Raw genomic sequence first — 26,960 nt, 5'->3', positions numbered from 1 at the left:
TTCCAGCCTCGCCATTGCCAAACAGGCTGGCCGCGCTATCTCTCCGCCCATGTCCGGCCCGCAATCCCCCGACCGCTTCAACGAAGACAAGGCGACCTACACCGTCACCGGCAGCCAGCCGGACATCGACGCTGGCGTGGCGGCGATCCGCACCGTGCTCAAGACCCTGCCGATCCGTCCCGGCGTCTACAGGATGCAGGACGCGCGCGGCGACGTGCTCTATGTGGGGAAGGCGCGGGCGCTGAAAAACCGCGTCGCCAATTACACCCAGGTCGACCGCCTCCCCAAGCGGCTCCAGCGCATGGTCGCCCAGACACGCAGCATGACCATCGTCACGACCAACAGCGAGGCCGAGGCACTGCTGCTGGAGGCGCAGCTGATCAAGCGCTACCGCCCGCCCTACAATGTGCTGCTTCGCGACGACAAGAGCTTCCCCTTCATCCTCCTGCGCGAGGATCACGACTTCCCCCGCGTCCAGAAGCATCGCGGCGCGCGCAAGGTGAAGGGGCGCTATTACGGCCCCTTCGCCAGCGCGGGTTCCGTGACGCGCACGATCAACGCGCTGCAAAAGCTGTTCCTGCTGCGCTCCTGCACCGACAGTTTCTTCGCCAACCGCTCGCGTCCGTGCCTGCTGTTCCAGATCAAGCGTTGCTCCGCCCCCTGCGTCGGCCGCATCGATGAAGCCGGCTATGCCGAACTCGTCCGCGACGCGCAGGATTTCCTGGGCGGCAAGTCGACCGCCGTGCAGAAGAAGCTGGGCACGGCGATGCAGTCGGCGTCCGACGCCATGGACTTCGAGCAGGCCGCCGTGATCCGTGACCGCCTCAAGGCGCTCACCTTCATCCAGGGTAGCCAGGCGATCAATGCCGAGGGGCTTGGCGACGCTGACATCTTCGCGCTGGCGGAAAAGGGCGGCGCGATGTGCATCCAGGCCTTCTTCATCCGCGGCGGCCAGAATTGGGGCCATCGCAGCTTCTTCCCCGTCCACACCGCCGATGTGGCTACGGAGGAGGTGCTGGAGAGCTTCATGGCCCAATTCTACGAGGAAGTGCCGCCGCCCAAGCTGATCCTCACCGACCGTGAGCCCGCCGAATGCGCGCTGATGGCCGAGGCGCTGACCGAGCGCGTCGGCAGCCGTGTCCGCATCGAAGTCCCCCAGCGCGGCGACCGCACCCGCCTCATCAAACAGGCGCAGCGCAACGCGGTGGAGGCGCTCGACCGGCGGCTGGCGGAAACGACCAGCCAGGGCCGGATCATGGACGAGATGGTCGAGACTTTCGGGCTGGAGGGCGTGCCCGACCGCATCGAAATCTACGACAACAGCCATATCCAGGGCGCGCACGCTCTGGGCGCGATGGTCGTCGCCGGGCCGGAAGGCTTCCGCAAGAACGCCTATCGCAAGTTCAACATGAAGAACCCGGAAACGTCGAACGACGACTTCGCGATGATGCGCGAGATGTTCGAACGGCGCTTCGGCCGGGCACAGAAGGAAGACCCGGATCGCGAAAGCGGCGAATGGCCCGACCTCGTCCTCATCGACGGCGGCAAGGGGCAGCTATCGGCCGCCCGCACGATGCTGGAGGAAATGGGGATCGAGGACGTGACGATGATCGGCGTCGCCAAGGGGCCGCATCACGGCCGCGAGGGACGCGAGGTCTTCCACCTGATGGACGGGCGAGAAGTCACCTTCCCCCTGAACCACCCCGTCCTCTTCTACCTCCAGCGCCTGCGCGACGAGGCCCACCGCTTCGCCATCGGCGCGCACCGGGCGAAGCGCAGCAAGGCGATCACCGTCAGTTCGCTGGACGAAGTCCCCGGCATCGGCCCTGCCCGCAAGAAGGCGCTGCTGATGCACTTCGGCACCGCCCGCGCCGTCCGCGACGCCGCCCTCGAAGACCTCCAACGCGCCCCCGGCGTGTCGAAGGCGGTGGCGCAACAGGTCTATGACTACTTCCATGGGTGAGGACAGTGGACAGCGGGGGGGCGGCTGGGAGACTTAGCCCCTCCCTTTCAAGGGAGGGGTTGGGGTGGGTGGCGAGCGCAGCGAGCTTGCCATCGTAAGAACAGAGTGCCGCCAGCGCGGCGAACCCACCCCCAGCCCCTCCCTGAAAGGCAGAAGGCAGGCCCCCATTTGGTCCGTCACCAGATACCCCCTCCCGCCTGCGGGAGGGGCAGCGAGACTTGCGCGTGCAGCGCGCTAGTCGCAGCGGGGAGGGCTGTTGCGCCGCCAAGCCCGCCTCGATGTGAGTCACGCGCCTGCCAATGCACCCCAACAACCCACTACCAATGTAGGATTTTCTCTGATCTATCCTGTCGGATGACGCAGATCCTCCCGCACCGCCGTTCCGCCCTCGCCCCGCCCTTCCACGATGACCAACCCGTGACCTTACCGACGCGTCACCAGTGCATCGCGATGATCCATGCGACGCGTCCCCGTTGCGTAACGGACGCGTCGGCGGCGCGTCGGAGGCGCGATTTGCCCGCTAAACGTCGCTTTTCCGTGCCCTGTTATGGTGTGAACTTCGGCGGCGTGACCCATGCGTGACCCTGGCAACAACCGCATCTAAAAGGCGACTCGATGCCGTCCCTCACCACCACCGCCATCGTCTGCGCCGTGCGCCACCATGGCGAACATGGCGCGATCGCGCGGCTGCTGACGCCCGACCACGGCCTGCTGCCCGGCTATGTGCGCGGAGGAAGGTCGCGGGCGATGCGGCCGGTGCTGATGCCCGGAAATGTGGTGAAGGCGGATTTCCGCGCCCGCACCGACGAGCAATTGGCGGGCCTGACGGTCGAGCTGGCGCACAGCCGCGCCCCGCTCCACGCCGAACCTTTGCCCGCTGCCGCGATCGACTGGAGCTGCGCCCTGACCGCCGCCGCCCTGCCCGAAGGAACGCCCTACCCTGCCTTGCATCAGGCCTTTTCCGGCCTGCTCGACGCGGTGGAGGCGGCCCCGGCGGCGCGGGGATGGGCGGCGGCGCTGGTGCGGTACGAACTGCTGCTGCTCGCGGAACTGGGCTTCGGCCTCGATCTCACGCGCTGCGCGGCGCTCGGCGGCGCGGACGATCTCGCCTTCGTCAGCCCGCGTAGCGCGGCGGCGGTCAGTCGGGCGGGCGCGCTCGGCTATGAGGAGCGGCTGCTGCCCCTCCCCCCCTTCCTGCTGGCGGGCGGCGCGGGCGACTGGGCGCAGATCATCGACGGGCTGCGGCTGACGGGCTTCTTCCTCGAACGCTCGATCCTCACCGAAAGGCGCAGCGACGTGCTGGCCGCGCGCGAACGGCTCGTGGAGCGACTGAAAAGAGCGGTTGCCTAAAGCAGGTTCGTTCTGCAAAGGCCTGCGCGCACGACGGAGCCTTTTCTTACGCAAAAGGCCATCCGCACGATTGGTAAGGAACACGACATGCTCATCGCCCTGTTCGCCGGAGACGGCATCGGCCCCGAAATCGTCGCCCAGGCGAAGCGCGTGCTGGATGCGCTGGCGATACCGGGCCTGACTTATGAAGAGGGGCTGGTCGGTGGCGCGGCCTACAAGGCGGTCGGCCATCCGCTTCCGCCCGAGACGCTGGAGCTGGCGAAGCGCGCCGATGCGATCCTTTTCGGGGCGGTGGGCGATCCCGATTGCGACGCGCTGGAGCGGCACCTTCGCCCCGAGCAGGCGATCCTGGGCCTGCGCAAACATCTGGGCCTCTTTTCCAACCTGCGCCCGGCGAAGGTCTTCCCCGAACTGGCGAACGAATCCGCGCTGAAGCCGGAAGTCGCCGCCGCCATCGACCTGCTGATCGTGCGGGAAACCAATGGCGACGTCTATTTCGGCGAAAAGGGCTTCCGCACCACCGCCGACGGTCTGCGCGAAGGCTATGACGTCATGTCCTATAACGAAGCCGAAGTCCGCCGCATCGCCCATGCCGGTTTCCAGGCGGCGCGCGCGCGGCGCGGCAAGCTCTGCTCCGTGGACAAGGCCAATGTGCTGGAAACGAGCCAGCTGTGGCGCGACACGGTGATCGCGGTGTCGGCCGACTATCCCGACGTGGCGCTCAGCCACATGTATGTGGACAATGCCGCGATGCAGCTGGTCCGTAACCCAGGCCAGTTCGACGTCATCGTCACCGGCAACCTGTTCGGCGACATCCTGTCCGATCAGGCGAGCATGTGCGTCGGGTCCATCGGCATGCTGGCCTCCGCCACGCTGAACGAAGGCAATCAGGGCCTCTATGAGCCGATCCACGGTTCCGCGCCCGACATCGCGGGCACCGGCAAGGCCAATCCGCTGGCGACCATCCTGTCGGCGGCGATGATGCTGCGCTACTCGCTGAACCTGCCCGAACAGGCGGACCGGATCGAAGCCGCCGTGGCCGGTGCGCTGCGGGGCGGCGCGCGCTCGGCGGACCTTGGCGGTGCCATGACCACCGTGGAGATGGCGGACGCCGTGCTTGCGGCGCTTTGAGGCGCTTTATTTCGCGGAAAAGCTAAAGATTATCGTGCCCGGGCCGATCTAGGTAAAAACAGGGATCGCTTAATCTATGATAACCGAATTGACGCAGGGTCATGCCGACTTGCGCGTGCTGATGCTGGATTTCGCTCGGGCGATGGAAGGGGCAAGCCCCGACGACATGCCGACGCTGGCGCAGAAGCGCATCGCCTTTTCCCAATTGTTCCGCGACCATATGGCGCGCGAGGAAGCGATGACCAGCGCCCTGCCCCGCGCCGACCTGCCGCCGGAGCAGGAGCAGGTGGTTCGCGACCATCATCGCGGCATCGTGGCGCTGTTCCTGCGCTACAGCGAGCATGTGAAGTGCTGGACGCCGGCGCAGATTGCGACCGACTGGCCCACCTATCGCAAGGCGGTCCTCGCGCTGCAGGACGAACTGCGCGAACGGATGGCGTGGGAAGAAGCGCATCTTCATCCTCTGCTCGGCAAAGACCGTCGAATCGCGGCCTGAACGCCCCGGTCCAATCCCGCGGCACCGGTCCTGTCGGTGACGCGGCGGGATCGCTAGGGGCGTGGGATGACCGACTTCTCCCTTCCGTCGCTCCGCGCCGCCGCCGCCATGGTCCACGCGCAGATGCCGCCGACGCCGCAATATGCCTGGCCGCTGCTGGCCGCCCGCACGGGATGTGACCTGTGGGTGAAGCATGAGAACCACCTGCCCACCGGCGCGTTCAAGGCGCGCGGGGCGATCACCTATATCGACTGGCTGCGCCGTACCCACCCGCACGTTTCGGGCATCATCACCGCCACGCGCGGCAATCACGGGCAGGCGCAGGCGCGCGCCGCGACCGCCGCGGGCCTTGGCATCACCATCCTTGTCCCGCATGGCAATGCGCAGGAAAAGAACGCCGCCATGCGCGCGTTCGGCGCGACCCTGATCGAACATGGCCACGACTTCGACAGCGCCAAGGCCGAAGCGATGCGCCTTTCGCAGGAACAGGGGCTGTACATGGTGCCGCCCTATCATGAGGAACTGGTCCGCGGCGTCGCCAGCTACGGCCTGGAACTGTTCGATGCGGTGGCGGACATCGACACCGTCTACGTGCCGGTGGGGTGCGGATCGGGGCTCTGCGGCACCATCGCCGCGCGCGACGCGCTGGGACTCAAGACGAAGGTGGTCGGCGTCGTGTCCGCCCATGTGGACGCCGCCAAGCGCAGCTTCGACGAAGGGCGGCTGGTCGCCAACCCGACCGCCTACACCTTTGCCGACGGGGTGGCAGTCTGTACGCCAGTGCAGGCAGCGCTCGATTATTTCGGGCCGCGCGCCGACCGCTTTGTCGCTGTCACCGACGACGAGGTAGCCGAGGCGATTCGCATCTATTGGGAAGACACCCACAATCTGGCCGAGGGCGCGGGCGCGGTGGCGCTCGCCGCGCTGATCCAAGAAAAGGAGGCGATGGCGGGGAAGCGGGTTGCGGTTATCCTGTCGGGCGGTAATGGCGACAGGAGCCAGATGGCGGAAATATTGGGCGGCGCAACGCCGCGCGTGCATCAGGATATGCGGAAGGCGATATGAAGCGGAAGAGCGGCCAGAACCCGGAGATCACGCGCAACTGGAAGCCGGCGACGCTGGCGGTCCGGGGCGGCACGGCGCGCAGCGAATTTGGCGAGACGTCCGAAGCCCTGTTCCTGACCAGCGGCTATTGCTACGACCGGGCTGAGGATGCCGCCGCGCGCTTCGCCGGCGAGCAGGTCGGCATGACGTACAGCCGCCTGCAAAATCCCACGGTCGAGATGCTGGAGCAGCGTATCGCCCTGCTGGAAGGCGCGGAGGCGTGCCGCGCCACCGCGACAGGGATGGCGGCGATGACGGCAGCGCTGCTGTGCCAGCTTTCGGCGGGCGATCATGTGGTCGCGGCAAAAGCTGCGTTCGGCTCCTGCCGTTGGCTGGTCGACACGCTGCTGCCCAAATTCGGCATCGAAACCACCACCATCGACGGTCATGACACCGCCGCATGGGAGGCGGCCGCGAGGCCCAACACCAAGGTCTTCTTCTTCGAAACGCCCGCCAACCCGACCATGGACGTGGTGGACATCGCGGCTGTGTGCGCCATCGCCAAGGCGCGGGGCATCACCACGGTCGTCGACAATGCCTTCGCCACGCCGGCGCTCCAGCGGCCGATGGACCTGGGCGCGGATGTCGTCGCCTACAGCGCCACCAAGATGATGGACGGGCAGGGCCGGGTGCTGGCCGGGGCGGTGTGCGGCACGCGCGAGTGGATCGACACCGTGCTGCTACCCTTCCACCGCAATACCGGGCCGACGCTGTCGCCCTTCAACGCCTGGGTGGTGCTGAAAGGGCTGGAAACGCTGGACCTGCGCATCCGTCGGCAGAGCGAGAATGCGCTGAAGGTCGCCCGCTTCCTCGAAAGTCGCCTACCCAAGGTTCTGTATCCGGGGCTGGAGAGCCATCCGGCGCATGACCTTGCGATGCGGCAGATGGCGATGGCCGGGCCGATCTTCTCGCTCTATGTCGGCGGCGGGCGAGCGGAGGCGCACGGCCTGCTCAACGCGCTGGAGCTGGTCGACATTAGCAACAATATCGGCGATTCGCGGTCGCTGATGACGCATCCCGCCTCCACCACCCATTATGGCATGGCGGAAGCAGCTCGGCTGGAAGTCGGCATCACGGAGGATATGCTGCGGCTCAACGTCGGCCTGGAAGACCCGGACGACGTGATCGCCGACTTTGATCAGGCCCTGCGCGCGATAGGGCGTTGACGGACGAGGGAATTGGAGCGCATTTCATGGCGGTGAACGCGCTTTTCCCCTTTCATGCGACCACGCGGGACATCACCGTGCATGTCGCCGTCACCTTCCTGCCCGAACAGTCGGAGCCGGACCGGGGCCGCTGGTTCTGGGCCTATCATATCCGGATCGAAAATATCGGCGACGAGCCTGTGCAACTGCTGACGCGCCACTGGATCATCACGGACGGGCGCGGCGGGCAGCATAGCGTGGAGGGTGACGGCGTGGTCGGCGAACAGCCGGTCGTGCAACCCGGCAAAAGCTATGATTATGTGTCGGGCTGTCCGCTCAACACGCCCACCGGTTCGATGAAAGGCAGCTATCGGATGATCGGCGCCGGCGGCGAGACGTTCAGTGTCGCCATTCCCCATTTCGCCCTGATCGCGCCTGCGGTGGCCGAATGAAGCGGACCCATTTGCCGCTGAACGGCCTGCGCGTGCTGGACGCGGCAGCGCGGCACCTGTCCTTCACCCGCGCGGCGGACGAGCTGGCGGTCACGCCGGCGGCCGTGGGGCAGCAGATTCGCGCGCTGGAGGACATGCTGGGCGTGGTCCTGTTCCGCCGCACGCCAAAGGGCCTGGAACTGACGCCGGAGACGGAAGCGGGACTGGATGCGCTCCGCGCCGGCTTCCTGGAGTTCGAGGAAGCGGTGCGGGCGATGCAGGCGGGGCAGTCGAGCAATGCGCTGACCATCGCCGCGCCGCGCGACATCAGCGCCAAGTGGCTGCAGCCGCGCCTCGCTGCCTATGCTGCCGGGCAGCCCGACCTGACCTTCCAGCTCATTGCCGCGGACGAGGCATTGGACTTCACCGAGGCCAATCTGGACATCGCGCTGCGCCTGAGCGAAGGGCCGGGAGAGCATGAAGGGGTGAAGATAGGCGAGGCCGCCTATGTGACAGTCGAGGCGGCGGCGGGCGGCCCCGATTACAGCATCGACTGGCCGGGCTGCCCCGCAGGCGACGCACCGGCCGTCATCCGGGTGGCGGACGGGGGGCTGGCGATCGAGGCGGCGGCGAGCGGCTTCGGACGCGCGCGCGTGCCGCTGCTGCTGGCGCAGGCGGATCTGGAATCGGGCCGGGTGCGGCAGGTGGGGGATGCCAGCCCCACGCCTCTTGCCTACTGGCTGATCGCACCGCTGCCCCAATGGCGGCAGAAGAAGGTCAAGGCGCTGGTGGAAGCGCTGGCGCACTGAGATCCGGCGCGGGCGAGCGATAGGAAACCGCCCGCTTAACTTCGCCCATTTCCCGTAGAAATCGGCTTTAAATTTCCGTCTTGCGTTCGAATGTTACGCGGCAGGCCTTCCCCCGCCTGTTCATCCTGTAGCGATCCGGCCGCATTGTAGGACAGCAAAAGGGCCGATGCGACAGCGCGCATCGACCCTTTAATGCCATCGGTTGAAGCCGTCAGTTGACGGTGCCGAGACCGTTGATCGCCCGATCCACCAGCGCCTTGTCCGCGCTGGCGTCATGTCCCTGCGCGATGAGGGTGGCGGCGGCCGTCGTGGCTGCGCTCACCGCCTTGGCGCGGATGCCGGCAATGGCAGCCCGCTCCGCCGCGCCGATCTTGTCTTCCGCCATCTTCTGGCGGCGAACCACCAGCGCCTCGGCATTCGCGCGTGCGTCGGCGATCAGCCCTTCGGCTTCATGTTCGGCAGCCTTGCGCATCGCTTCGGCCTCACCAGTCGCAGCGGCGAGCTTCGCCTCATATTCCGCTTTCAGCGTTTCGGCTTCGGCGCGCAGCTTCGATGCTTCTGCGAGCTGCTCCCGGATCTGCGCGATGCGGCCATCCAGCGCCTTGCCGATCAGGCCGGGCACCTTCTTGACCAGCAGGATCAGGATGAACACCGCCATGGCCAGACTGACCCAGGCGGTCGCGTCCATGCCCACTGCCTTGGGATCGGTATGGGGCGCCACGCCTTCATGGGCGACGGTGCCGACCGGTTCCAGCCCTTCGGCATGGATGGCCTGTTCGAGATTGGGCGCGTCGCCCTGATGCTGTGCTGCTGCCTCAGCCATGGGCCAGTGCCGCCTTTACTGCGTTACGGGCCGCTTCTTCCGACGCTTCGACGCCGGAAATGCGCACCACCATGTCGCGCGCCGCGTCGGCGGCGACGGTTTCGATCTGTGCCAGCGCCGCGTCGCTCGCGGCCTGGATGCGTGCTTCCGCCGCAGCGATCTTGGTCGCGACTTCAGCGTCGGCAGCGGCAAGCTGCGCTTCCGATGCCTTGGCCGCATCCGCCTTCGCCTTCGCCACGACCGCCTGGGCGGCGGCGCGGTTTTCGGCGTCGCGGGTGCGGTAATCCGCCTCCGCCTCGTCAGCGCGGGCGAACGCCGCCTTCGCCGCGTCCAGATCGCCGCTGATCTTCGCGTCGCGCGCGTCCGCCGTGCCCTGAACCTTCGGCACCATGCCCAGGCCAATGACGAAGAAGACGAAGCCGAACGTCACCAGCAGCCAGAATATCTGGCTGGCATAGGTATCGGCGATTTGCGCGATTTGAGGCATATTACGGGTCCGTCCGGTAGGAGGGCGGTCAAATATTCGGTGGAGCGGGCGGGCGCGGCGCTCCTCACGCCGCCCCGCCCGCTTCCAATTCGTGTCAGGCCACGAACACCAGGATCATGGCGATGACGAACGCCAGCAGACCCAGAAGTTCCGCCGCGGCGAAACCGATGAACAGGCGGCCCTGCTGACCGTCGGCAGCGCCCGGATTGCGCAGCGCGCCTTCCAGGAAGCTGCTGAACACGTTGCCCACACCCAGGGCGGCGATGCCCGCACCGATTGCGGCCAGGCCAGCACCGAGCAGCTTTGCGGCTTCTGCGTCCATGTCGTAAACTCCCTTGTTAAACAGTCAAAAACGTTGATGAAATTGCGAAACTCAGTGCAGGTTCTCGGCGTCGTTCAGATAGACCGAGGTCAGCAGCGCGAACACATAGGCCTGGATGACCGCGACCAGCATCTCCAGCGCGCTGATGCCGATCATCAGGATGAAGCTGGCGGTGCCGACGGTCAGACCCAGCGCCGGCGAGGCGTTGGCGCTGTTGATGACGAAGCCCGCCAGCACCTTCAGCAGCACGTGGCCGGCCGTCATGGCGACGAACAGTCGCAAGCCGAGGCTGAAGGGGCGAACCATGAAGGACACGAGTTCGATGAAGAAGAGTGGCACCACCATCAGCGCCGGCGTGCCATGCGGCACGAACAGCGAGAAGAAGTGCAGACCATGCTTCCAGAAGCCGACGATCAGCACGATCGAGAAGCTCATGATGGCGAGCACGCCGGTAGCCGTGAAATGGCTGGTGAAGGTAAAGGGGTGCAGCCCGAAAAGTCCGAGCGGCAGCAGGCCCAGGAGGTTCGCCAACAGGATGAACATGAAGAGCGAGAATACGTAGGGGATGTATTTCCGGCCCTTGTCGCCGATGTTGGCGATCAGCAGGTTCTTGATGAAGCCGGTCATATACTCGACCGCCATCTGCCAGCGGCCCGGCACCAGCTCGCGCTTCATGCCGCCGATCACGAAGATCCACAGCACCACGGCGGCCAGCACCATGTACAGCGCGCTGTTGGTGAAGGCGAGATTATAGCCGCCGACCGACCAATGATCCGTACCGAACAGCGGTTCGATAGCGAATTGGTGCATCGGATCGATCTTGCCGGATTCTGCCACGTTGACCCCTGTAACGTTCACGTCTTCGGACTATGATTAAAGCGCCCCTATTGGTCGGGACGCTTTACCGTCGTCAATCTGATGATGTTCCTGAACGCCGCCACGATCCCGAGACCGAGGAAGACGAGCAGAAGCCATGGGGATGTGTCGAACAGCTTGTCCAAGACCCAGCCAATCAACGCACCGCCGACAAGACCGCCGATCAGTTCAGCGAGCACCCGGTTGCCGAGGCGAGACCCGTCGTCCGCCTGCTGCTCCGTCGCCCCCTGCCTGACCTTTTCGACATGTTCGGCACGTGCGATCCGCTCTTCGAGCGAGCTGATCCGCGCGTCCTCCCCTGCCGGGTTCTGTCCGGGTGTATCCGCCGCCATGATGATCCTCCGCGACCTGTCGTCGCGGCGGCATGGCGCTTGCGGCTGCACCCGTCAAGGCGCGGCCCGTTTAGAAAGGGGATGGCGGATAGTCAACCTGCTAAGAGAAGGACCATCCGCTGCGGACGAAGGGCGGGTGAAAGTCCGCCACACGCCCTGCCCGATCAGCCCGCCGTGGCGCAATAGGCGGGCAGCGCGATCGGGCCTGCGCCCTTCGTCTGCCAGGCGCCGCCGCCGACGCGGTAGGCCTGCCCCTGCTTGAGGCGGCCGAGCGTCTGGCAAGCGGTGGCGGCGGCGACATCCTGTACCGTCACGCCGCGCTGGCTGGCGAGCTGGGTGTAGGCCGCCCGGCGCTTGATGTTGATCGAATCGACTTCGGAGCGGACGTCCGCGCCGACCGAACCGACAACGCCCAGATAGCCGTCCGCCTGCTCGCCGACCGTGCCGGCGTTGAGCGCGGCGGCGACCGCGCCCGACTGCGCGCGCGCAGGAGCGGTGAGTACGAGGCCGCTCGCCAGCGCAACCGCGGCTCCGGCGGCGATCATGAGGATCTTGCGTGTCATTGCGGGAACAACTCCGGATTATTCTGGATCAGCGTCTGCGCGTCGCGTTGCAGGCGCACGACGACTTCCTGCTGCACCTTGACGTTCAGGTTGATTTCGATCGGCTTGTCGGGCGCCTTCACCTGAATGCATCCCCCCAGCGCAATGCCGGACAGCCCGGCGACGATGATTGCTCGCTTCTTCATTTCGCTTCCCTATCTATCGCCTTGTCGCTTTCCAGAGGCTGAACCGCAAGCCCCTGAACCTGGGCGGCGCGCATCTTTTCCTCGGCCTGCCTTCCGATCTCGTCCCGGATCGTCTGCGTCGGATCGACATAGGAGCGGGCCGTGTCCAGCAAGCCACGGAAAGGCGCGGAGATGCGGACGTTGAACAGGAACGGCAGGCCGATGAAGCTGCGCGCGATCCCGGCCGGCGCGTCGCCGATCTTGTTGCGGTTAACGCCGTTAAACACGACGTTGGTGACCATTTCGCCGTCCAGCGCGCCGTCCATCAGGATGGTCAGGCATTTATATTGCAGGTTCTTGAGCGCATCGAAGGCGAGCTTGCCCATCACACCCACCTGTTCGTTCGAGACGGGGCCGACATAGGAAAGGACGCCGGACTGGCGGTTGGGATCGCAGGCGGGGATGGTCGGCAGCACGCCTTCGGGCATGATGAGCGGCGGCAGGCCCTGTTGCCGCGCGACCAGGACGCCGCCGGATATGCGGCCGCCCTGCGCATTGAAGATCAGCGGCATGATGCCGTCGAACGTGCCGGTGGCGGAGATATTCTCCAGCTCCATCGCCTGAATGAACGCCCCGGCATCCAGCCCGACCACGCGGAAGGTCAGGTAGCGATCGACGTCCGCGCTGAAATCCATGGTGGTGGGCAGCAGGATCAGCTGGCCGCCCGAGAAAGGCCAGCCACCTCCTTCCACCCGTACCTTGAGATTCGGTTCCAGTCGGTAGCGCACCACGCCGTCGCGCACCTCTACGCCGGGGTTGACTGACTTGATCCGCACCTCCTGCCCCGGCGCGGTGACGAGGTTCAGGAGATCGGTGAAGCGGATCTCGCCCGACAGCCCTTCCACCGGGCCGAAAGCAGCGGCAAGGCTGGCGTCGTCGGTGCGGAAGGTGCCGCTGCTGGTGACGTTGGATCCGGTCCAGTCGATCCGCCCTTTCCCCTTCACCGTGCCCACGACATTGGCGATCAGCGTCTTGGTGAGGTCGGTCAGTTGTTCGGGCTGGAGCGAGGGGCCGAAGGTCAGGCCCGGTACGGCGATGTCGGCATGGCCGGCGCCGCTGCCCAGTGCATGGGCGACGTCGACGTCCGCGACCTTCACGCCGCTGCCCGCAGCCGTCAGCGTGCCCCTCGCGGCGACGCGGCCGTCCATCATCGTCAATACGAAATCGGGCACCGACAAGGGATTGAAGCGGGCGGGCGCCTGCGCGTCCCGGACCATGATCGCGGCCTTGAGGGCCAGCGCGCCGTCGGAGAACCGCCAGTCCCCGCTGCCTTGCTCGACGATCAGCGGGACGGAGCCGATCCGCCCGCCTGCACCCGTCAGACGACCCGCGAAACCCTTCGCGCCCATCGCGCCATCCATCGTGGCTGCGGACAGGCGAACCGGCGCGTCCACCGGACCTATGGTGACGGCGGGGTTGAAGAGGCGGAAGCCGGTTCGTCCCAATATGGCGTCCGCTCGGTCGGCGCGGAGGCGCATGGGGCTGTCGCCGTTGCGACCATCGAGCGCGAGGTTGCGGATCGATAGCCCGCCGCTCAGCCCATTGGGGCCGTAAGCCAGCATCGCGCCACCGCCAGCGGGGCACAGCGTCTGCCGGGTGCGACCGAGCGCGAAGCTGCCGTAGCGCGCCTCGGCCAGCGACAACGGCACGCAATCGGGGTTGATCGCGATGTTGCCGCCGGGCGCTATCGTTCCTGAGACAGGCAGGCTCAGCCCGCGCAGTGCGCCGTCGGGCAGCGGGCCGTCGAGGCGAAGGGCGGTCTGGAACCGCGTCGTGCCTTTCGCGTCCGATGTAAATCGCACCCGGTCCAGCGCCAGACGGGCATCGCCGGCTACATAGGGATCGACGAAAAGATCGCCGCCGAAACCGCCGCCAAGACGCCGCGCCAGCCTGAGCGCGGCATGGGGCAAGCCGCCGCCCTGCGTCGTGACCGCGCCGTCCAGCGTCCAGTCGAACCCGCCTCGCCTGCCCGGCCAAGCCAGCGTCAGCCGTGTCCCCGGCGCGATGCCGACGCGCGCGCCGCTCCGCGCATCGATCGCAGCATCGGTCACGACGATACTGCCGCCCACATCCTTTTGCGCCAGCGCGAAGGCTGTGCGCAGGCGATTGCTGCGCCCTGCCTGATCGACCGCATCCGCCAGCTGGCGCGCCAGCGGCGCGACCGGCGTGCCCGCTGCGCCGGTGCGAAGCCCGGCAAGCGGATCACGACCGGGCATGTGGAAGTCGAGGCCGGTCAGTGTTCCATTGAAACCCGCGCCATCTTTGCCAGCGTTCCAGCGACCGGCCAGCCGGGCATCGCGCAGCGTCGCGCCCTGCCCCGACGCGGAGCGGCTGGCGAGCTGGATTCGCCCGTTGCTGCGCCTTGTGTCGCCATCGATATCGACGCGGCCCTTGGGCGCGGCAAGCACGAGGCCAGTCGCCTTGAACGCTTGCGCGGAAAGATCGACATGGCCGGTCCAGCGGTCCAGCGCCTGCCCCAAGGTCAAGTCGATGTCGGCGGACGGCTTCGCCACCGCCACGCCGGTATCGCGGCAGGCGAGCGCATCGAGCCGCAAAGGCCCGTGCAGGTGCGGGCGGCCTTGCGTCATCGCAAGGTCGATCATCGCCCGCGCGGCCGTTATGCCGCAGCCAGCCACAACGCCGCGCGGCATGGCGGCCGCCACCCGGCCACGAAAGCCCGACCGCAGGTTGCCGTCGCCGTCGATCTGCATGCCGACCCGTCCGGCATCGGTATCTAGCGTCACCCTGGCGTCGGAGAGCGCGAGGCGCAGGTCAGGGAGGCTGAACGGCGCGGTCGAGGACGGACCGCGGAACCGGTCAAGCTCGCCCAGCCGCAACACGCCGTCGCGCAAGGAACCGCGCAGCCGCACGCCCCCTGCCCTCACCGCCGCCACCTGCGGCGTCAGGCCGGTGAAGGCGATGTCCAGTTCCACCCAGCGCGCCGTCAGGTCGGGCCGGGCGGGATTGCCAAGGACGATATTCTCGATCCGCTGCGTGCGGAAACCGACATCGACCAGATCGTAACTGGCCTGCACCCCGCGCCGGTTGAGTTCGCGGCTGACGAAATTTTCCGCGATCGGCGTCCGCTGCGTCCAGAGCGCGACCAGCACGAGCGCCAGCGACCCGGTGCCGACGCCCAGCCATCGCAACCAGGTCCGGCGAACCCTTTCTTCGCCGCTCTCTTCTTCCATTCCCTTTGCCAACCCCGGCTTTCATGGACGTGCCCGTCCGTAACGGGACCACAACGTCCCTGCCCGGTTAAATATCCTTGCGGCGAAAAACCGCAACGCATAGCCTTCGAGCCGGGGCCGCAGGGGAATGGACGCATTGGCGGATATCGACGGACAGCAGGCGCATGACGGCGTGGGCCATCGTGCGCGGCTGCGGCAGAAGCTGGCGGAAAATGGCGGAGAGGCGCTCCACGATCATGAGCTGATCGAATATCTGCTGGCGCTGGCGATCCCGCGCCGCGACACCAAGCCGCTGGCGAAGGCGCTGCTGCGGGAATTCGGCGGGATCGGCCGGCTGATGAGCGCGGACTGGAAGGCGATTGCGCGGGTGCCCGGCATGCGCGACACCAGCGTCGCGGCGATCAAGATCGTGCAGGCGACCGCGCTGCGGATGCTGCGGAACGAGGTGGCGGCGCAGCCGGTGCTGGGCAGCTGGCAGGCGCTGCTCGACTATCTGCGGGCGGACATGGCGTATCTGACGGTCGAGCGGGTGCGGGTGCTGCACCTTAACAGCCGCAACATGCTGATCCGCGACGATCATATGGGCGACGGGTCAATCGACCAGGCAGCGATCTACACGCGGGAGGTGATCAAGCGGGCGATCGACTGGGGTTCGGCCGCGTTGATCCTGGTCCACAATCATCCCAGCGGTTCGCCGGAGCCCAGCCGGCAGGACATCGACGTAACGCGCCAGATCATAGAGGCGGGCAAGCGGCTGGGCATCAGCGTCCACGACCATGTCATCATCGGCGCGCAGGGCCATGTCAGCCTGCGAGCGAAGGGGCTGCTCTAGCGCCGCCGAAAATAGGAAAGTCGCCGCTTAACTTCGCATATGTCCCGCAGGTTGTGACATTTCCGAACAAATGTTGGAAATTTCATGACGCGAGCGCGCTCGCCTGCACCGCCCATTTTTTAGGGCAGGCAAGCGGTATAGGACAGGATAGGAATTGGCGGCGCTGAGGCCAAAAGGCTGCCTGTTCTTCGACGGGGGTGACGATGCGGCACCTCTGCGGATCAGGCGTTGAAGCCGACCGACAGAAATTCCGGGACCGGACCGTTCCAACCTTCGTCCGGACCATCATCCAAGGGATCGCGACGGCGCGGCGGCGGCGGGGTGCGCGCCGGTTCCGGGCGGCGTTCGGCGCGGGGACGCTCCTCGTGCGGGCGCTTTCCGTCCCGGCCTTCGTCCCGGCGGCGATCTTCGCGGCGCTCGCCACGCTTTTCCGGCGCGGGGGCAGCGTCCGCCCCTGCCGGCAGGTCGGCATAGGCGATCTTGGTGCCGATCAGCTTCTGGATATTGTCGATCGCCTCGGCATCGTCGGACGTGACGAACGTGTAGGCGACGCCCTTCGCTCCTGCGCGTCCGGTGCGGCCGATGCGGTGGACATAATCGTCCGGGTGCCAGGGCGCGTCGAAGTTGAAGACGTGACTGACGCCCTTGATGTCGAGTCCGCGCGCAGCGACATCGGAGGCGACCAGTATGTTGACTTTGCCTTCGCGGAAGCGCTCCAGTTCGGCGATGCGCGACGCCTGGTCGATGTCGCCATGGATTTCGCCCGACTTGTAGCCATGGCGCTGAAGGCTCTTGTTGAGTTCGCGCACCGTGGTCTTGCGGTTGCAGAAGATGACCGCGCTCTGCACGTCCTGCGCGTCGATGAGGGCGCGCAGCGCTTCCCGCTTCTTGCGCGAATCGACCTTCACCAGATGCTGGGTGATGTTGGTGGAGGCGGTCGCGGGGCGCGCCACCTCGATCGACTTGGGGTTGGACAGAAAGCGGTCGGCCAGCTTCTTGATCACCGGCGGCATCGTTGCCGAGAAGAGCAGCGTCTGCCTCTGCGCCGGCAATTTTGTGCAGATCTGTTCGATATCGGGGATGAAGCCCATGTCGAGCATGCGGTCCGCCTCGTCGATGACCAACATCGAGCAGCCGTTCAGCAGGATCTTGCCGCGTTCGAACAGGTCCATCAGGCGACCGGGCGTCGCGATCAGCACGTCGACGCCCTTTTCCAGCGCCTTGAGCTGATCGCCCATCTGCACGCCACCGATCAGCAGCGCCATGTTGAGCTTGTGATATTTGCCGTATTTCTCGAAATTTTCGGCCACCTGCGCAGCGAGTTCGCGGGTCGGCTCAAGGATCAGGCTGCGCGGCATCAGCGCGCGAGCGCGGCCGTGGGCGAGGATGTCGATCATCGGCAGCACGAAGCTGGCGGTCTTGCCGGTGCCCGTCTGCGCGATGCCAATAATGTCCTTCATCATGAGGACCGGGGGGATCGCCTGCGCCTGAATGGGCGTCGGCGTGTCATAGCCCGCCTCCGTTACGGCCTTGAGCAATTCGTCGGAAAGGCCGAGATCGGCAAAAGTCATTCAAGCGTCCGAGACAGGAGGGTGTCCGTCTGCGCGTCCGCGACGGAAATCGCGCGCGCCTTGCGGAAATATCGGCCTGTTGTCAAGAAAATCGCGGCGGCCGGGCCGATCAATCGTCCTCGTCCGCAGGCACGAGTCGCCGGAAACTGTCGATCGCGCAGTTCATCCCGTTGCGCGCCTGAAGCTCGTCGCGGCCCGAGCAAAGCGACCCGTCCGCCGAAGGCTCGACATAGAAACCGGAATAGAAGCCTATGGAGTCGCAGCCCTTTTCCAGCCGGGCGCGATAGCGGTGATTGTCGGCGAGCAGCAGGTCCACGCCATTGTCCACCACGACGCTGGCCCCGCGAATCGACCGCAGCGCAACACAGCGCGGCCCCTTCTTCTCGTCCCACCGCTCGCGCGCTTCCGGCGTGATTCGGGCGGGCGCGCTGCCCTTCTTTGCCGCAGGCACGCGGATGATGATGCGCTGCTGGATGGTGAGTTGCGCCATCTGCACGGGTTCACCGGCAGGCGCGATCAGCAGCAGCAGGACGGATTGAAGCAAGACGGACCCCTTTTGGGCATCGAACCCTATGGGCACATGGTTGAACAGTCGATGAATTCCGGGCCATAGCATGTCCCATGATCGAACAAGCCGCAATCGACCGCTTCGTCGCCCTGCTGGGTCCAAAGGGCGTCATCACCGATCCCGACGCCATCGATCCCTGGGTCCATGACTGGCGTGGGCGCTATCATGGCGCGGCGGCGGCGATCCTGTCGCCAGCCTCCACGCAGGAGGTGGCGGCCGCCGTCACGCTGGCGGCGGAACTGGGCGTGGCGCTGGTGCCGCAGGGCGGCAACACGTCCATGGTCGGTGGCGCGACGCCGCCGGCGGACGGCTCCGCGCTGATCCTGTCGCTGCGCCGGATGAACCGAATCCGTAGCCTGTCGCCCGACGACAATCTGGCGATCTGCGAGGCGGGCGTCATCCTTTCCGTGCTGCACGAGGCGGCCGAGGCGCAGGGGCGGCGTTTTCCGTTGAGCCTGGGCGCAAAGGGATCGGCCACCATCGGCGGCCTCGTTTCCACCAATGCGGGCGGGACGCAGGTGCTGCGCCACGGCACGATGCGCGCGCTGGTGGAGGCGATAGAGGCTGTGCTGCCCGACGGCAGCATCTTCGACGGCTTGGACGCGCTCAAGAAGGACAATCGCGGCTATGACATAAAGCAATTGCTGATCGGCGCCGAAGGGACGCTGGGCGTGGTCACCGCCGCGTCGTTGCGGCTGGTGCCCGCCATCGCCGCGCGGGCGGTCGGATGGGTCGGCGTGGACAGCCCCGCCGACGCGTTGGCGCTGCTGCGGCTGACCGAAAGCCTGCTGGGCGACAGCGTCGAAGGGTTTGAGGTGATCGCCGACGAAACGGTGGGCTTCGTGGTGGGACATATTCCCGGCACCCGCAGCCCCATCGAGACGCGGACGCCCTGGCATGTCCTCATTGAAGTCGATCATGCCGACCTCTCGGAACCCGGCCCGGCGGACCGGCTGGAGACGGCGCTGGCCGCCGCCTTCGACGCGGGCATCGCCAAGGACGCCGCCATTGCCGCGAACGAGGCGCAGGCCGAGGCTTTCTGGCGCATCCGCGAATCCCTGTCGGAAGCGGAACGGGCGCAAGGGCCGGCGCTGCAATATGACATCAGCGTGCCGGTGGCGAAGATGCCCGCCTTCATGGTGGAGGGAGCAGCGGCGGCTGAGGCGGCTTTCCCCGGCACCACCGCCTCCTCCTTCGGCCATCTGGGCGACGGCAATGTGCATTTCCACGTCCGCGCGCCCAAGGGGACCGTGGACGGGCCGGCATGGATCGCCGCGCAGGGCGGCGCGATCAACGCCTTCGTCCATGATGCCGTGGTGGCGGCCGGGGGCTCCATTTCCGCCGAACATGGCATCGGCCAGATGAAGCGCGCGGAACTGGGGCGGCTCGCGGGGCCTGCCCGGATCGGTGCGCTCCGTGCGATCAAGGCCGCGTTCGACCCCGATGGGCTGTTCAATCCGGGCAAGCTCATCCCCCTGCCCGGCGAGGGCTGAGCCCACTCGCGCAGCCGCCTTCCTGCTACCCGGACAAACCGATTGCCTATCGGGATCAAGGCCACTATCGCCTTGCCGCAATATTCAGCCAGCGGCGGCCGGATTTCCGGACAGCAACCCGCCGCAGAGTCAAAGAGTGGACCTGAACATGGCCAGCGCGCCCGCCAATACCCTGCCGATTTTCTACAATGACCTCCTGCCGCTGAGCAGCGCCGACCATGTCGATTACAAGCTGCGCACCGCCGACTCGGCGCCGTTCCTGGCGACCCAGCATGCCGTGCCGCTAACGGTGGACGAGTTCGTGCCGGCCCAGCGCTTCGCGCCCATCATCTTTTCGGCCGGCGACGATGCGGTTCCGCTGCTGCTGATGGGCCTCAACGAAGGCGTCAATGTGTTCGTTGATGCAGAAGGCAAGCTTGGCGGTCCCGCCTATGTCCCGGCCTATGTCCGCCGCTATCCCTGGATGCTGGCGAAGCTGCGCCCTGAAGGCGACGAACTGTCGCTCTGCTTCGACCCGACCAGCCCGATCATCGGCGCCTTTGAAGACGGCCAGCCGCTGTTCGAGAATGGCCAGCCCAGCGAACTGACTCAGGGCGTCCTCAAATTCTGCGAGGATTTCGAGCAGGCAGCCGCCCGCACCGGGCAGTTCGTGCGCGACCTCGTGGAAATGGACCTGCTGATGGATGGCGAAGTCACCATCCAGACGCCGCTCAACGAACAGCCGTTCGTCTATCGCGGCTTCCGCATGGTCAATGAGGAAAAGCTGCGCGACATGCGCGGAGACCAGCTGCGCAAGATCAATCAGAACGGCCTGCTGCCGCTGATCCACGCGCATCTCTTTTCGTTGCAGCTGATGCGCGATGTGTTCGAGGCGCAGGTCGCCCAGGGCAAGGGGCCGATCGCCCTGCCCGCCACGCCCGAAGCCGCCGACGCATAAGGCAGGGCGACCGGGCCGGATCGACAAAGCGATGGACGCAGTCGATGCGCCCCTCTTGAAAGGGCGCGCCAACTGCCCTATCTCTCGAACATATGGCGCACCTGCCCCCCTTTCGGGTGTGTCATATGGGCGCCTCCCCCTTTGGAGGCGTCTCCTCCCTGAACCTGGCCACCCCATGCTTGCATGGGGTGGTTTTTTATGGGTCCAATGACACCTGGGTGTTGGCATCGGACACATTCGCCCGTAGCGCCACCCTTCCTCTTGACGCCGGTGCAGGGCCTGCTAAAGCGCAGCCCCTGCCGGTCGCCGACGCGACCCAAGGCCCCTTCGTCTAGCGGTCAGGACGCGGCCCTCTCACGGCTGAAACACGGGTTCGATTCCCGTAGGGGTCACCATAAAATCAATGACTTAGAGAGCATCGCTAGGGTGGACTCGCCCGGCGACCCGTTGAGTAGGAAAGTGTCGTCTCTCCCAATACCCGGCCGGTAACGGATCGACGATCCGTTCGATGCGGCTTGAGTGGATGGTGCAACAGACGGCCGAGCCGCAATCCTTGAACACAGGATAGGGTAGGGATAGAGCCGGGCTCTGATGCCTGGTCCGCTCTCCTTACTCCCGCGCCGCTACCGCATATGGATGCGGCGGCATGGCCCGGAAGCATTGATCTGGCGTCGCCGCATTGCCATCCTAGGCGGTGCAATCCTGATCGGCGTGGTGGCGCTGCTGTTCGCAAGCCTTGCCGACACCGCGAACGAACTTTTTCATGACATGATCGGCTGGTGCTGGTGGTTGCCGCTGATTGTAACGCCAGCGGGGTTTGCCGCCTTCGTATGGCTCACTCTCCGCTTCGCACCGGAGGCCAGGGGATCGGGCATACCGCAAGTCATGGCGGCAAGCCGCGACCCTGTGCACGGACTGGATCGGCTGGCATCGATTCGCACCGCCCTCGCCAAGTTTTTCCTGACGGTTGGCACATTGCTGTTCGGCGCATCGGTGGGGCGGGAGGGGCCCACCGTCCAGATCGCAGCGACGATCATGGGTCATGCGCACCGATGGATGCGCATTCCGCTGCGTTCTTCGGTCTATATCGCGGGCGGCGCAGCGGGCGTGGCGGCCGCATTCAACACACCCCTCGCCGGCGTCGCCTTTGCAATCGAAGAACTGGCTGCAGCCTATGAGCAAAGGATGACGCTGCTTGTGATGGCGGCCGTGCTGATTGCCGGCATGGTCAGCCTGGGGCTGGCGGGCGATTATGTCTATTTCGGTGAAATGCGCCAGACTCTCAGTGTAAGCCAAGCGTTGTTCGTCACCCCTGTCGCCGGCTTGATCGGTGGCGTCGCCGGCGGATGCTTCTCCCGGCTGATGCTTTGCGCAGGCACGACGCCGTTACGCCCGGTGGCGTGGCTGCGACGCAGACCTGTGCTGTTCTCGGGACTATGCGGCATGATCGTGGCGGTCCTCGGTATAGCAACCGGGCTGACGTGGGGAACCGGATACCAGACCGCACATGATGTCATAGTGGGAGGCGACGCGCCCCTCTGGTTCGGTGCGGCCAAGTTCGTGGCGACGCTTGCCACGGCGGTGTCGGGCCTGCCCGGCGGCATATTCGCGCCCTCCCTCTCCGTGGGAGCTGGCATCGGCGACGTCCTCCGCAGCATCTTTTCGGGTTACCCTCCGGGTGCGCTCGTGCTGCTTGGAATGGTCGCCTATTTCACGGGTGTGGTGCGCGCGCCCTTGACCGCCGTCATCATCATCTCCGAGACCACCGCCAGCCGGGGCCTCATGATGCCGCTGCTAGGTGCCGCCCTCGTGAGCGATTTTGCCGCGCAATTCGTTTGCAAAGAGAAGCTCTACCACGGGCTGGCGCAAAGATTCTCGACCGTGGGGTGATCACCGCGTCGCGTGAACAAATGCGTGCGGTCCTTGCCCAACATTACAAATTTGCAATGGAACGGAAGCCGCGCTGACGCCTTTCCCCTGGCGGAAACAGCATGTCCGGCGGCGCCGTCCCGCCTCCCGGCGGTGCAGCAAGGATAGTCGACATGGCAGGAAACCGGCGTTGGCCCGCCCTCATCTTCGGAACGGTCGTTGGCCTGATCGGCATTGTCCTGGCGGTCGGCGGAGGATGGCTCGCGACGCTGGGCGGCTCGCTCTATTATCTGCCGACCGGGCTTGCGATGATGGCGTCGGGCTATCTGCTGGTCCGGAGCCGGATGGCAGGCGCGTGGCTCTACATCGCCATCGTCGCCGCCACCATCCTCTGGGCCTTCTTCGACGCGCAGACCAATCTCGCATGGGCGCTGGTGCCGCGCATTTTCGCGCCGATCATTCTGCTGATCGTCACCTTCCCCGTCATGGCCACGTTGACGCGCGCTCCCCACAGATGGCGCAATGCGGGCATCGCGGTGGGCGTCACCGTGGTCGCTACGGGCCTTTTATTTACCACGTTGGGCAGGAGGGACGTAGCAGTCGCCGCCTTGCCGGCTCCGACTTCGGTCGGCATGGCCGATCCATCCGGCATGGCAACCGGGGCGGACTGGCCGGCCTATGGCGGGACCGGAGCCACCCGCCGCTATTCGCCGCTGACGCAGATCAATACCGGCAATGTCGCTCGGTTGGAGCAGGTGTGGCTGACGCACACGGGCGACATGCCGCGTACGGAGGCGGCGGCAGCGCAATATGGCGCGGAGACGACGCCGCTGAAGATCGGCGACATGCTCTATCTCTGTTCGGCGAAGAATGTGATGATCGCGCTCGACGCGCGCACGGGCAAGGAGCGGTGGCGTTTCGATCCCAAGGTGAAGGACGAATGGATACCCTACACCGCCGCCTGCCGTGGAGTGAGCTATTATGCCATGCCGGGTGCCCAGCCCGGCACGCTCTGCGCCCGCCGGCTGATCGAGGGCACGCTGGACGCGCGCCTGATCGCCGTCGATGCGCAAACCGGCCGGCCGTGCAGCGACTTCGGCCGGAATGGCGAGGTCGACGCCAAGGTCGGCATGGGCAAGGTCTTCCCCGGTCTCGTCTCAATCAATTCGCCGCCCGTCATCATTCGCGGCATCGCCGTGACCGGGCATCAGACGCTCGACGGACAGCAGCGCTGGGAACCGTCCGGTGTCATCCAGGGCTTCGATGCCGTGACCGGCAAGTTGCGGTTCGCCTGGGACATGAAGCACCCGGAGTGGACCGGCTATCCGCCCGCCGGACAGCAATGGGCGCGCGGTACGCCCAATATGTGGACGATCGCCAGCGGCGACGAAAAACTTGGCCTCGTCTACCTGCCCATGGGCAACAGCAGCGTCGACTATTGGAGCAGCATGCGCTCTCCTGTGGAAGACCGCTTTGCAACGTCCATCGTCGCGCTCGACGTGACGACGGGCAAGCCCCGCTGGACGTTCAGGGCGGTGAAGAACGACGTTTGGGACTATGATTTCGGCAGCCAGCCGACCCTGATCGACTATAAGGGCAAAGCCGCACTGCTCGTGTCGTCCAAACAGGGCGACATGTATGTGCTCGACCGCGCGACCGGGCGTCCGCTCACCCCTGTCGGCACCATCCGGGTGCCGGGCGGTGGCGTGGAGCCGGAGCAGCGCTCACCCACGCAGATCGTTTCGCTCTGGCAGACGCTGCGCAAGCCGGACCTGAGGGAAAGCGACATGTGGGGCATGTCCCCTATCGACCAGATGATCTGCCGGATCAATTTCCGAAGGGCGAGCTACAAGGGCTTCTTCACCCCGCCCGAGACGGATCGCCATTCGATCGAATATCCCGGCTATAATGGCGGGACCGACTGGGGCAGTGTTGCGGTCGATCCGCTGCGTGGGATCATCGTTGCCAATTATAACGACATGCCCAACTATGTCCGGTTGGTGCCGCGCGCGGAAGCCGACCGGAAGGGCTGGTTCACGCGCGAGCAGAAGGCGGCCATGGCGAAGGAAGACAAGGGCGGCAACGCCAGCCGCGGCGGCAAGCCCCATTCCGAGGGTGCTGGCGACCCGCAGGCGCAGACGCCCTATGCCATCGACGTGAATGCAGGATGGCAGATGCCCGTCACCGGCATGTTGTGCAAGCAACCGCCCTATGGCGGCATCCGGGCCATCGACATCGCGACCGGCAAGACGCTGTGGGACCGGCCATTCGGGTCGGCGCGCAGGAACGGCCCGTTCGGCATTCCCAGTCATCTGCCGCTGACCATCGGCACGCCCAATAACGGCGGTGCGGTCGTGACGGCGGGCGGTCTCATCTTCATCGCGGCATCGACGGACGACCTGTTCAAGGCGATCGACCTCAAGACCGGCAATATCCTCTGGCAGCAGGCGCTGCCGGCCGGCGGTCAGGCGACGCCCATGGTCTATGAACAGGATGGCCGTGAATATGTGGTGCTGATGACCGGCGGCCATCATTTCATGAAGACGCCAATCGGGGATCAGGTGATCGCCTGGGCGCTGCCAGCCTCGAAAGGCTGAACCCGACACTTACTCGCTTCGGCCAGAAGCTTCCCCTTGCTCGCAAGCACTTGGCCACGAAGGCCGCGAGATCGACGTCGTGGGCGGACCTGCCGTCTTTCGCGGCCTCCTCGTCCTCCTTTACGTGATGTTTGATCTCCTCGGATAGAACCGTGATGGTCGCGTCATTAAGGTTGTCTTCCGATTTCACTCTCGTCCAACATCGTGCGCGTGCGGTTGGGCATGGCCATGGGTCCGAAGATAGCGCTCGTCGATAGTAGCGATCATCGCCTCGGCCTTTTCGCCACCCACCAGCTTCATCAGTTCGTCGACCTTTGCCTCCAGGCGGTCGTCATTTTCCTTCGACGCTGGCGATCCAACGTACAGGAAATACGCGAGGCCCACGACCTGCCAGATGAGTTGAAGGAATTCCGACTGCCAGTTCTCGAATGTGTCACGGCCCATCTCGACAAGGTAGTTGCTCACCTCCGGCACCTGACCGTGTTCGCGGGCTTCATCGACGAATGCATACCATCCAAAGATCCAGTGGCCTGCGATCGAGACCAGGAAGAACAAGGCCGTTATCCAGCCGTAGGCGTAGCGCTTCATCGCACGGGCTCCTCACCGACAAAATGGCCCCGTCTGGGGTGAATTGTTGCTCATCAGTAACGCAGCCAAACCCAACTGGTTCATGACCCGAGAAACTTGCGATAGCTGATACTCTCAAGCCGGCTACGGTGCCTGTCTTGCAGGGAGTCGTATCGCATTGCCCCCTTGTCAGCGGCTCTGATCGGGGCGATGTTCCGCAATGGCCAGTGTGGAACGTGAATTGACTTGCACAGGCGAGGATGACTCTGCCGCAAGGATCGATTGATCATCCGCACATCATGAAAAACAAGTCCGCTGCCTCCCCCCGTTCCAGATACTGCGGTTCAGAACCGGCCCTCGAGGCTAAGGCCGAATGTGCGTGGCTCAGCAATAGTGCCGCGTGTGCGCCCGTCGAAATCGAGGAAGGATTGCGTCCTCTTCTGACTGTCGAACAGGTTGCTGACCGTCACGAAGGCGCCGACATTTTTTCCCTGCCAGCCGAGCTTGGCGTTGACGAGCGTAAGCGCGGGAATGTCACGAAAGTCCTGGACGACGGTGCTCTGATAATAGGCGCTGCGATAATTGGCGTTGAAGTTCGCCACCATGCCCGAGGGATGCTGCAATGTCGCGCCCGCCGACGCGGTCCAATGCGGCGCGCGCGCGAACTCGTTGCCCTGCGCGGCGGCGGAAAGCGTGCCGATGGTCACGTTGAAATCGGTGAATTTGGTATTGCTGTAGCCGAGCCCCGCATAAATGTTCAGCATTCGCGTCGGACGGCCGGAAACTTCCACCTCGAACCCATAAAGCCGCGACTTGCCGGCATTCACCACCTGCGTGTCGAAGACCGCGCCTGGCGTTAGCTGCACCGACACCTGCTGGTCGGACCAGTCGATCCAATAGGCGTTCGCATTGAGCGTGAGCTTGCGATCGAACCATTCGGAGCGAAACGCGAGTTCATAGTTGGTGGTGAACTCAGGATCATAGTCATAGGCCTGCGCGCGCTGCTGGTTGAGGCCCGCGCCACCCGCGCGATAGCCGCGCTGGATCGTGAAACTCAGCATCTTGTCGGGCGCGACCTCATAGCTGGCGCCAAGCTTGGGCAGCCAGGCCTTATACGTCACGGTGCGCAGCGGCTCGACGCTGTTGGCCTGCGTGAGGATCGGCGTGCAATAGGCCCCCCGTTCGGGGGGTGAACGGCGTGTAAAAAGGACCCCTTTCATCCCGGAGTTTTATGAGGCCGCGTGGTTTGACCAAGTGGCGAGAACGGGATGTTGATAGT

25 protein-coding genes and 1 tRNA gene are annotated in these 26,960 nt (G+C 65.6%); 14 read left to right on the top strand and 12 right to left on the bottom strand.

Annotation, left to right across the window (positions count from 1 at the left end; genetic code table 11):
* The first annotated feature begins 49 nt into the window (after positions 1-49).
* The 8 genes from uvrC to ACFQ24_RS12500 all read left to right on the top strand — a co-directional run bounded on the left by uvrC (position 50) and on the right by ACFQ24_RS12500 (position 8,429).
* Entirely contained in the window at positions 50-1,963 is a 1,914-nt protein-coding gene (gene uvrC / locus ACFQ24_RS12535) for an excinuclease ABC subunit UvrC (protein ID WP_380911685.1), read from the top strand.
* Positions 1,964-2,578: 615 nt separating this feature from the next.
* Positions 2,579-3,313 (top strand): DNA repair protein RecO, encoded by a 735-nt coding sequence (gene recO, locus ACFQ24_RS12530; protein WP_380911683.1) that lies wholly within the window; start codon positions 2,579-2,581, stop codon positions 3,311-3,313.
* A gap of 87 nt (positions 3,314-3,400) precedes the next feature.
* Entirely contained in the window at positions 3,401-4,444 is a 1,044-nt protein-coding gene (gene leuB, locus ACFQ24_RS12525) for a 3-isopropylmalate dehydrogenase (protein ID WP_380911681.1), read from the top strand.
* A gap of 76 nt (positions 4,445-4,520) precedes the next feature.
* Complete coding sequence (locus tag ACFQ24_RS12520) at positions 4,521-4,940, top strand: hypothetical protein (RefSeq protein ID WP_380911679.1); 420 nt, start codon at positions 4,521-4,523, stop codon at positions 4,938-4,940.
* Between the two features lie 66 nt (positions 4,941-5,006).
* Positions 5,007-6,005, top strand: a complete 999-nt coding sequence (locus tag ACFQ24_RS12515) for a threonine dehydratase (RefSeq protein ID WP_380911677.1) — start codon at positions 5,007-5,009, stop codon at positions 6,003-6,005.
* Positions 6,002-7,210, top strand: coding sequence for a trans-sulfuration enzyme family protein (locus ACFQ24_RS12510; RefSeq protein ID WP_380911674.1), 1,209 nt, complete (start codon positions 6,002-6,004; stop codon positions 7,208-7,210). The genes ACFQ24_RS12515 and ACFQ24_RS12510 overlap by 4 nt, the downstream gene beginning before the upstream one ends.
* Before the next feature lie 32 nt (positions 7,211-7,242).
* Entirely contained in the window at positions 7,243-7,641 is a 399-nt protein-coding gene (gene apaG / locus ACFQ24_RS12505; protein WP_380911826.1) for a Co2+/Mg2+ efflux protein ApaG, read from the top strand.
* Entirely contained in the window at positions 7,638-8,429 is a 792-nt protein-coding gene (locus ACFQ24_RS12500) for a LysR family transcriptional regulator (protein ID WP_380911672.1), read from the top strand. Before apaG ends, ACFQ24_RS12500 begins: the two co-directional genes overlap by 4 nt.
* Before the next feature lie 211 nt (positions 8,430-8,640).
* Here ACFQ24_RS12500 and ACFQ24_RS12495 read toward each other — a convergent pair whose 3' ends face one another.
* The 8 genes from ACFQ24_RS12495 to ACFQ24_RS12460 all read right to left on the bottom strand — a co-directional run bounded on the left by ACFQ24_RS12495 (position 8,641) and on the right by ACFQ24_RS12460 (position 15,247).
* A complete protein-coding gene (locus ACFQ24_RS12495; protein WP_380911670.1) occupies positions 8,641-9,252 on the bottom strand; it encodes a F0F1 ATP synthase subunit B family protein in 612 nt (203 codons plus the stop codon).
* Complete coding sequence (locus tag ACFQ24_RS12490; RefSeq protein ID WP_380911668.1) at positions 9,245-9,739, bottom strand: F0F1 ATP synthase subunit B family protein; 495 nt, start codon at positions 9,737-9,739, stop codon at positions 9,245-9,247. Before ACFQ24_RS12490 ends, ACFQ24_RS12495 begins: the two co-directional genes overlap by 8 nt.
* 94 nt (positions 9,740-9,833) lie before the next feature.
* Positions 9,834-10,061: a F0F1 ATP synthase subunit C gene (locus tag ACFQ24_RS12485; RefSeq protein WP_004207392.1), complete on the bottom strand. Its 228-nt coding sequence runs from the start codon at positions 10,059-10,061 to the stop codon at positions 9,834-9,836.
* Positions 10,062-10,112: 51 nt separating this feature from the next.
* Complete coding sequence (locus ACFQ24_RS12480; RefSeq protein ID WP_380911666.1) at positions 10,113-10,898, bottom strand: F0F1 ATP synthase subunit A; 786 nt, start codon at positions 10,896-10,898, stop codon at positions 10,113-10,115.
* Between the two features lie 47 nt (positions 10,899-10,945).
* Positions 10,946-11,269, bottom strand: a complete 324-nt coding sequence (locus tag ACFQ24_RS12475) for an AtpZ/AtpI family protein (protein ID WP_380911664.1) — start codon at positions 11,267-11,269, stop codon at positions 10,946-10,948.
* Between the two features lie 164 nt (positions 11,270-11,433).
* On the bottom strand, positions 11,434-11,832 hold the full coding sequence (locus tag ACFQ24_RS12470; RefSeq protein ID WP_380911662.1) for a YdbL family protein: 399 nt from the start codon (positions 11,830-11,832) through the stop codon (positions 11,434-11,436).
* Positions 11,829-12,017 (bottom strand): YnbE family lipoprotein, encoded by a 189-nt coding sequence (locus ACFQ24_RS12465; protein WP_066764571.1) that lies wholly within the window; start codon positions 12,015-12,017, stop codon positions 11,829-11,831. The genes ACFQ24_RS12470 and ACFQ24_RS12465 overlap by 4 nt, the downstream gene beginning before the upstream one ends.
* Complete coding sequence (locus ACFQ24_RS12460) at positions 12,014-15,247, bottom strand: intermembrane phospholipid transport protein YdbH family protein (RefSeq protein ID WP_380911659.1); 3,234 nt, start codon at positions 15,245-15,247, stop codon at positions 12,014-12,016. Before ACFQ24_RS12460 ends, ACFQ24_RS12465 begins: the two co-directional genes overlap by 4 nt.
* Positions 15,248-15,374: 127 nt before the next feature.
* Here ACFQ24_RS12460 and radC point away from each other — a divergent pair, with 127 nt between their 5' ends.
* Entirely contained in the window at positions 15,375-16,079 is a 705-nt protein-coding gene (gene radC, locus ACFQ24_RS12455) for a RadC family protein (RefSeq protein WP_380911657.1), read from the top strand.
* Between the two features lie 221 nt (positions 16,080-16,300).
* Here radC and ACFQ24_RS12450 read toward each other — a convergent pair whose 3' ends face one another.
* Positions 16,301-17,650 carry a DEAD/DEAH box helicase gene (locus ACFQ24_RS12450; protein ID WP_380911655.1) on the bottom strand — a complete coding sequence of 450 codons (1,350 nt, stop codon included), beginning with the start codon at positions 17,648-17,650 and terminating at the stop codon, positions 16,301-16,303.
* Positions 17,651-17,759: 109 nt separating this feature from the next.
* Positions 17,760-18,194, bottom strand: a complete 435-nt coding sequence (locus ACFQ24_RS12445) for a hypothetical protein (protein ID WP_380911653.1) — start codon at positions 18,192-18,194, stop codon at positions 17,760-17,762.
* 77 nt (positions 18,195-18,271) lie between these two features.
* On the opposite strand from ACFQ24_RS12445, the gene ACFQ24_RS12440 reads away from it, so the two are divergent.
* From ACFQ24_RS12440 to ACFQ24_RS12420, 5 genes are all read left to right on the top strand, one after another.
* A complete protein-coding gene (locus ACFQ24_RS12440) occupies positions 18,272-19,711 on the top strand; it encodes an FAD-binding oxidoreductase (RefSeq protein WP_380911651.1) in 1,440 nt (479 codons plus the stop codon).
* 148 nt (positions 19,712-19,859) lie between these two features.
* Positions 19,860-20,648: a SapC family protein gene (locus ACFQ24_RS12435; RefSeq protein ID WP_380911650.1), complete on the top strand. Its 789-nt coding sequence runs from the start codon at positions 19,860-19,862 to the stop codon at positions 20,646-20,648.
* A gap of 320 nt (positions 20,649-20,968) precedes the next feature.
* A tRNA-Glu gene (locus ACFQ24_RS12430) sits at positions 20,969-21,043 on the top strand.
* A gap of 196 nt (positions 21,044-21,239) precedes the next feature.
* Entirely contained in the window at positions 21,240-22,538 is a 1,299-nt protein-coding gene (locus ACFQ24_RS12425; protein ID WP_380911648.1) for a chloride channel protein, read from the top strand.
* 152 nt (positions 22,539-22,690) lie between these two features.
* Complete coding sequence (locus tag ACFQ24_RS12420; protein WP_380911646.1) at positions 22,691-25,114, top strand: membrane-bound PQQ-dependent dehydrogenase, glucose/quinate/shikimate family; 2,424 nt, start codon at positions 22,691-22,693, stop codon at positions 25,112-25,114.
* A gap of 186 nt (positions 25,115-25,300) precedes the next feature.
* Here the strand turns inward: ACFQ24_RS12420 and ACFQ24_RS12415 are convergent, their stop codons facing one another.
* Both ACFQ24_RS12415 and ACFQ24_RS12410 read right to left on the bottom strand, forming a co-directional pair.
* On the bottom strand, positions 25,301-25,702 hold the full coding sequence (locus ACFQ24_RS12415) for a DUF6766 family protein (protein ID WP_380911644.1): 402 nt from the start codon (positions 25,700-25,702) through the stop codon (positions 25,301-25,303).
* A gap of 323 nt (positions 25,703-26,025) precedes the next feature.
* Positions 26,026-26,901 (bottom strand): TonB-dependent receptor, encoded by an 876-nt coding sequence (locus ACFQ24_RS12410; RefSeq protein ID WP_380911642.1) that lies wholly within the window; start codon positions 26,899-26,901, stop codon positions 26,026-26,028.
* Positions 26,902-26,960: the final 59 nt, after the last annotated feature.

The sequence above is a fragment of the Sphingobium olei genome (genome assembly GCF_042678845.1).
Classification (GTDB): domain Bacteria; phylum Pseudomonadota; class Alphaproteobacteria; order Sphingomonadales; family Sphingomonadaceae; genus Sphingobium; species Sphingobium olei.
The sequence above is the reverse complement of the archived record's forward strand: the minus strand, read 5'-3'. Positions and strand labels throughout refer to the sequence as shown.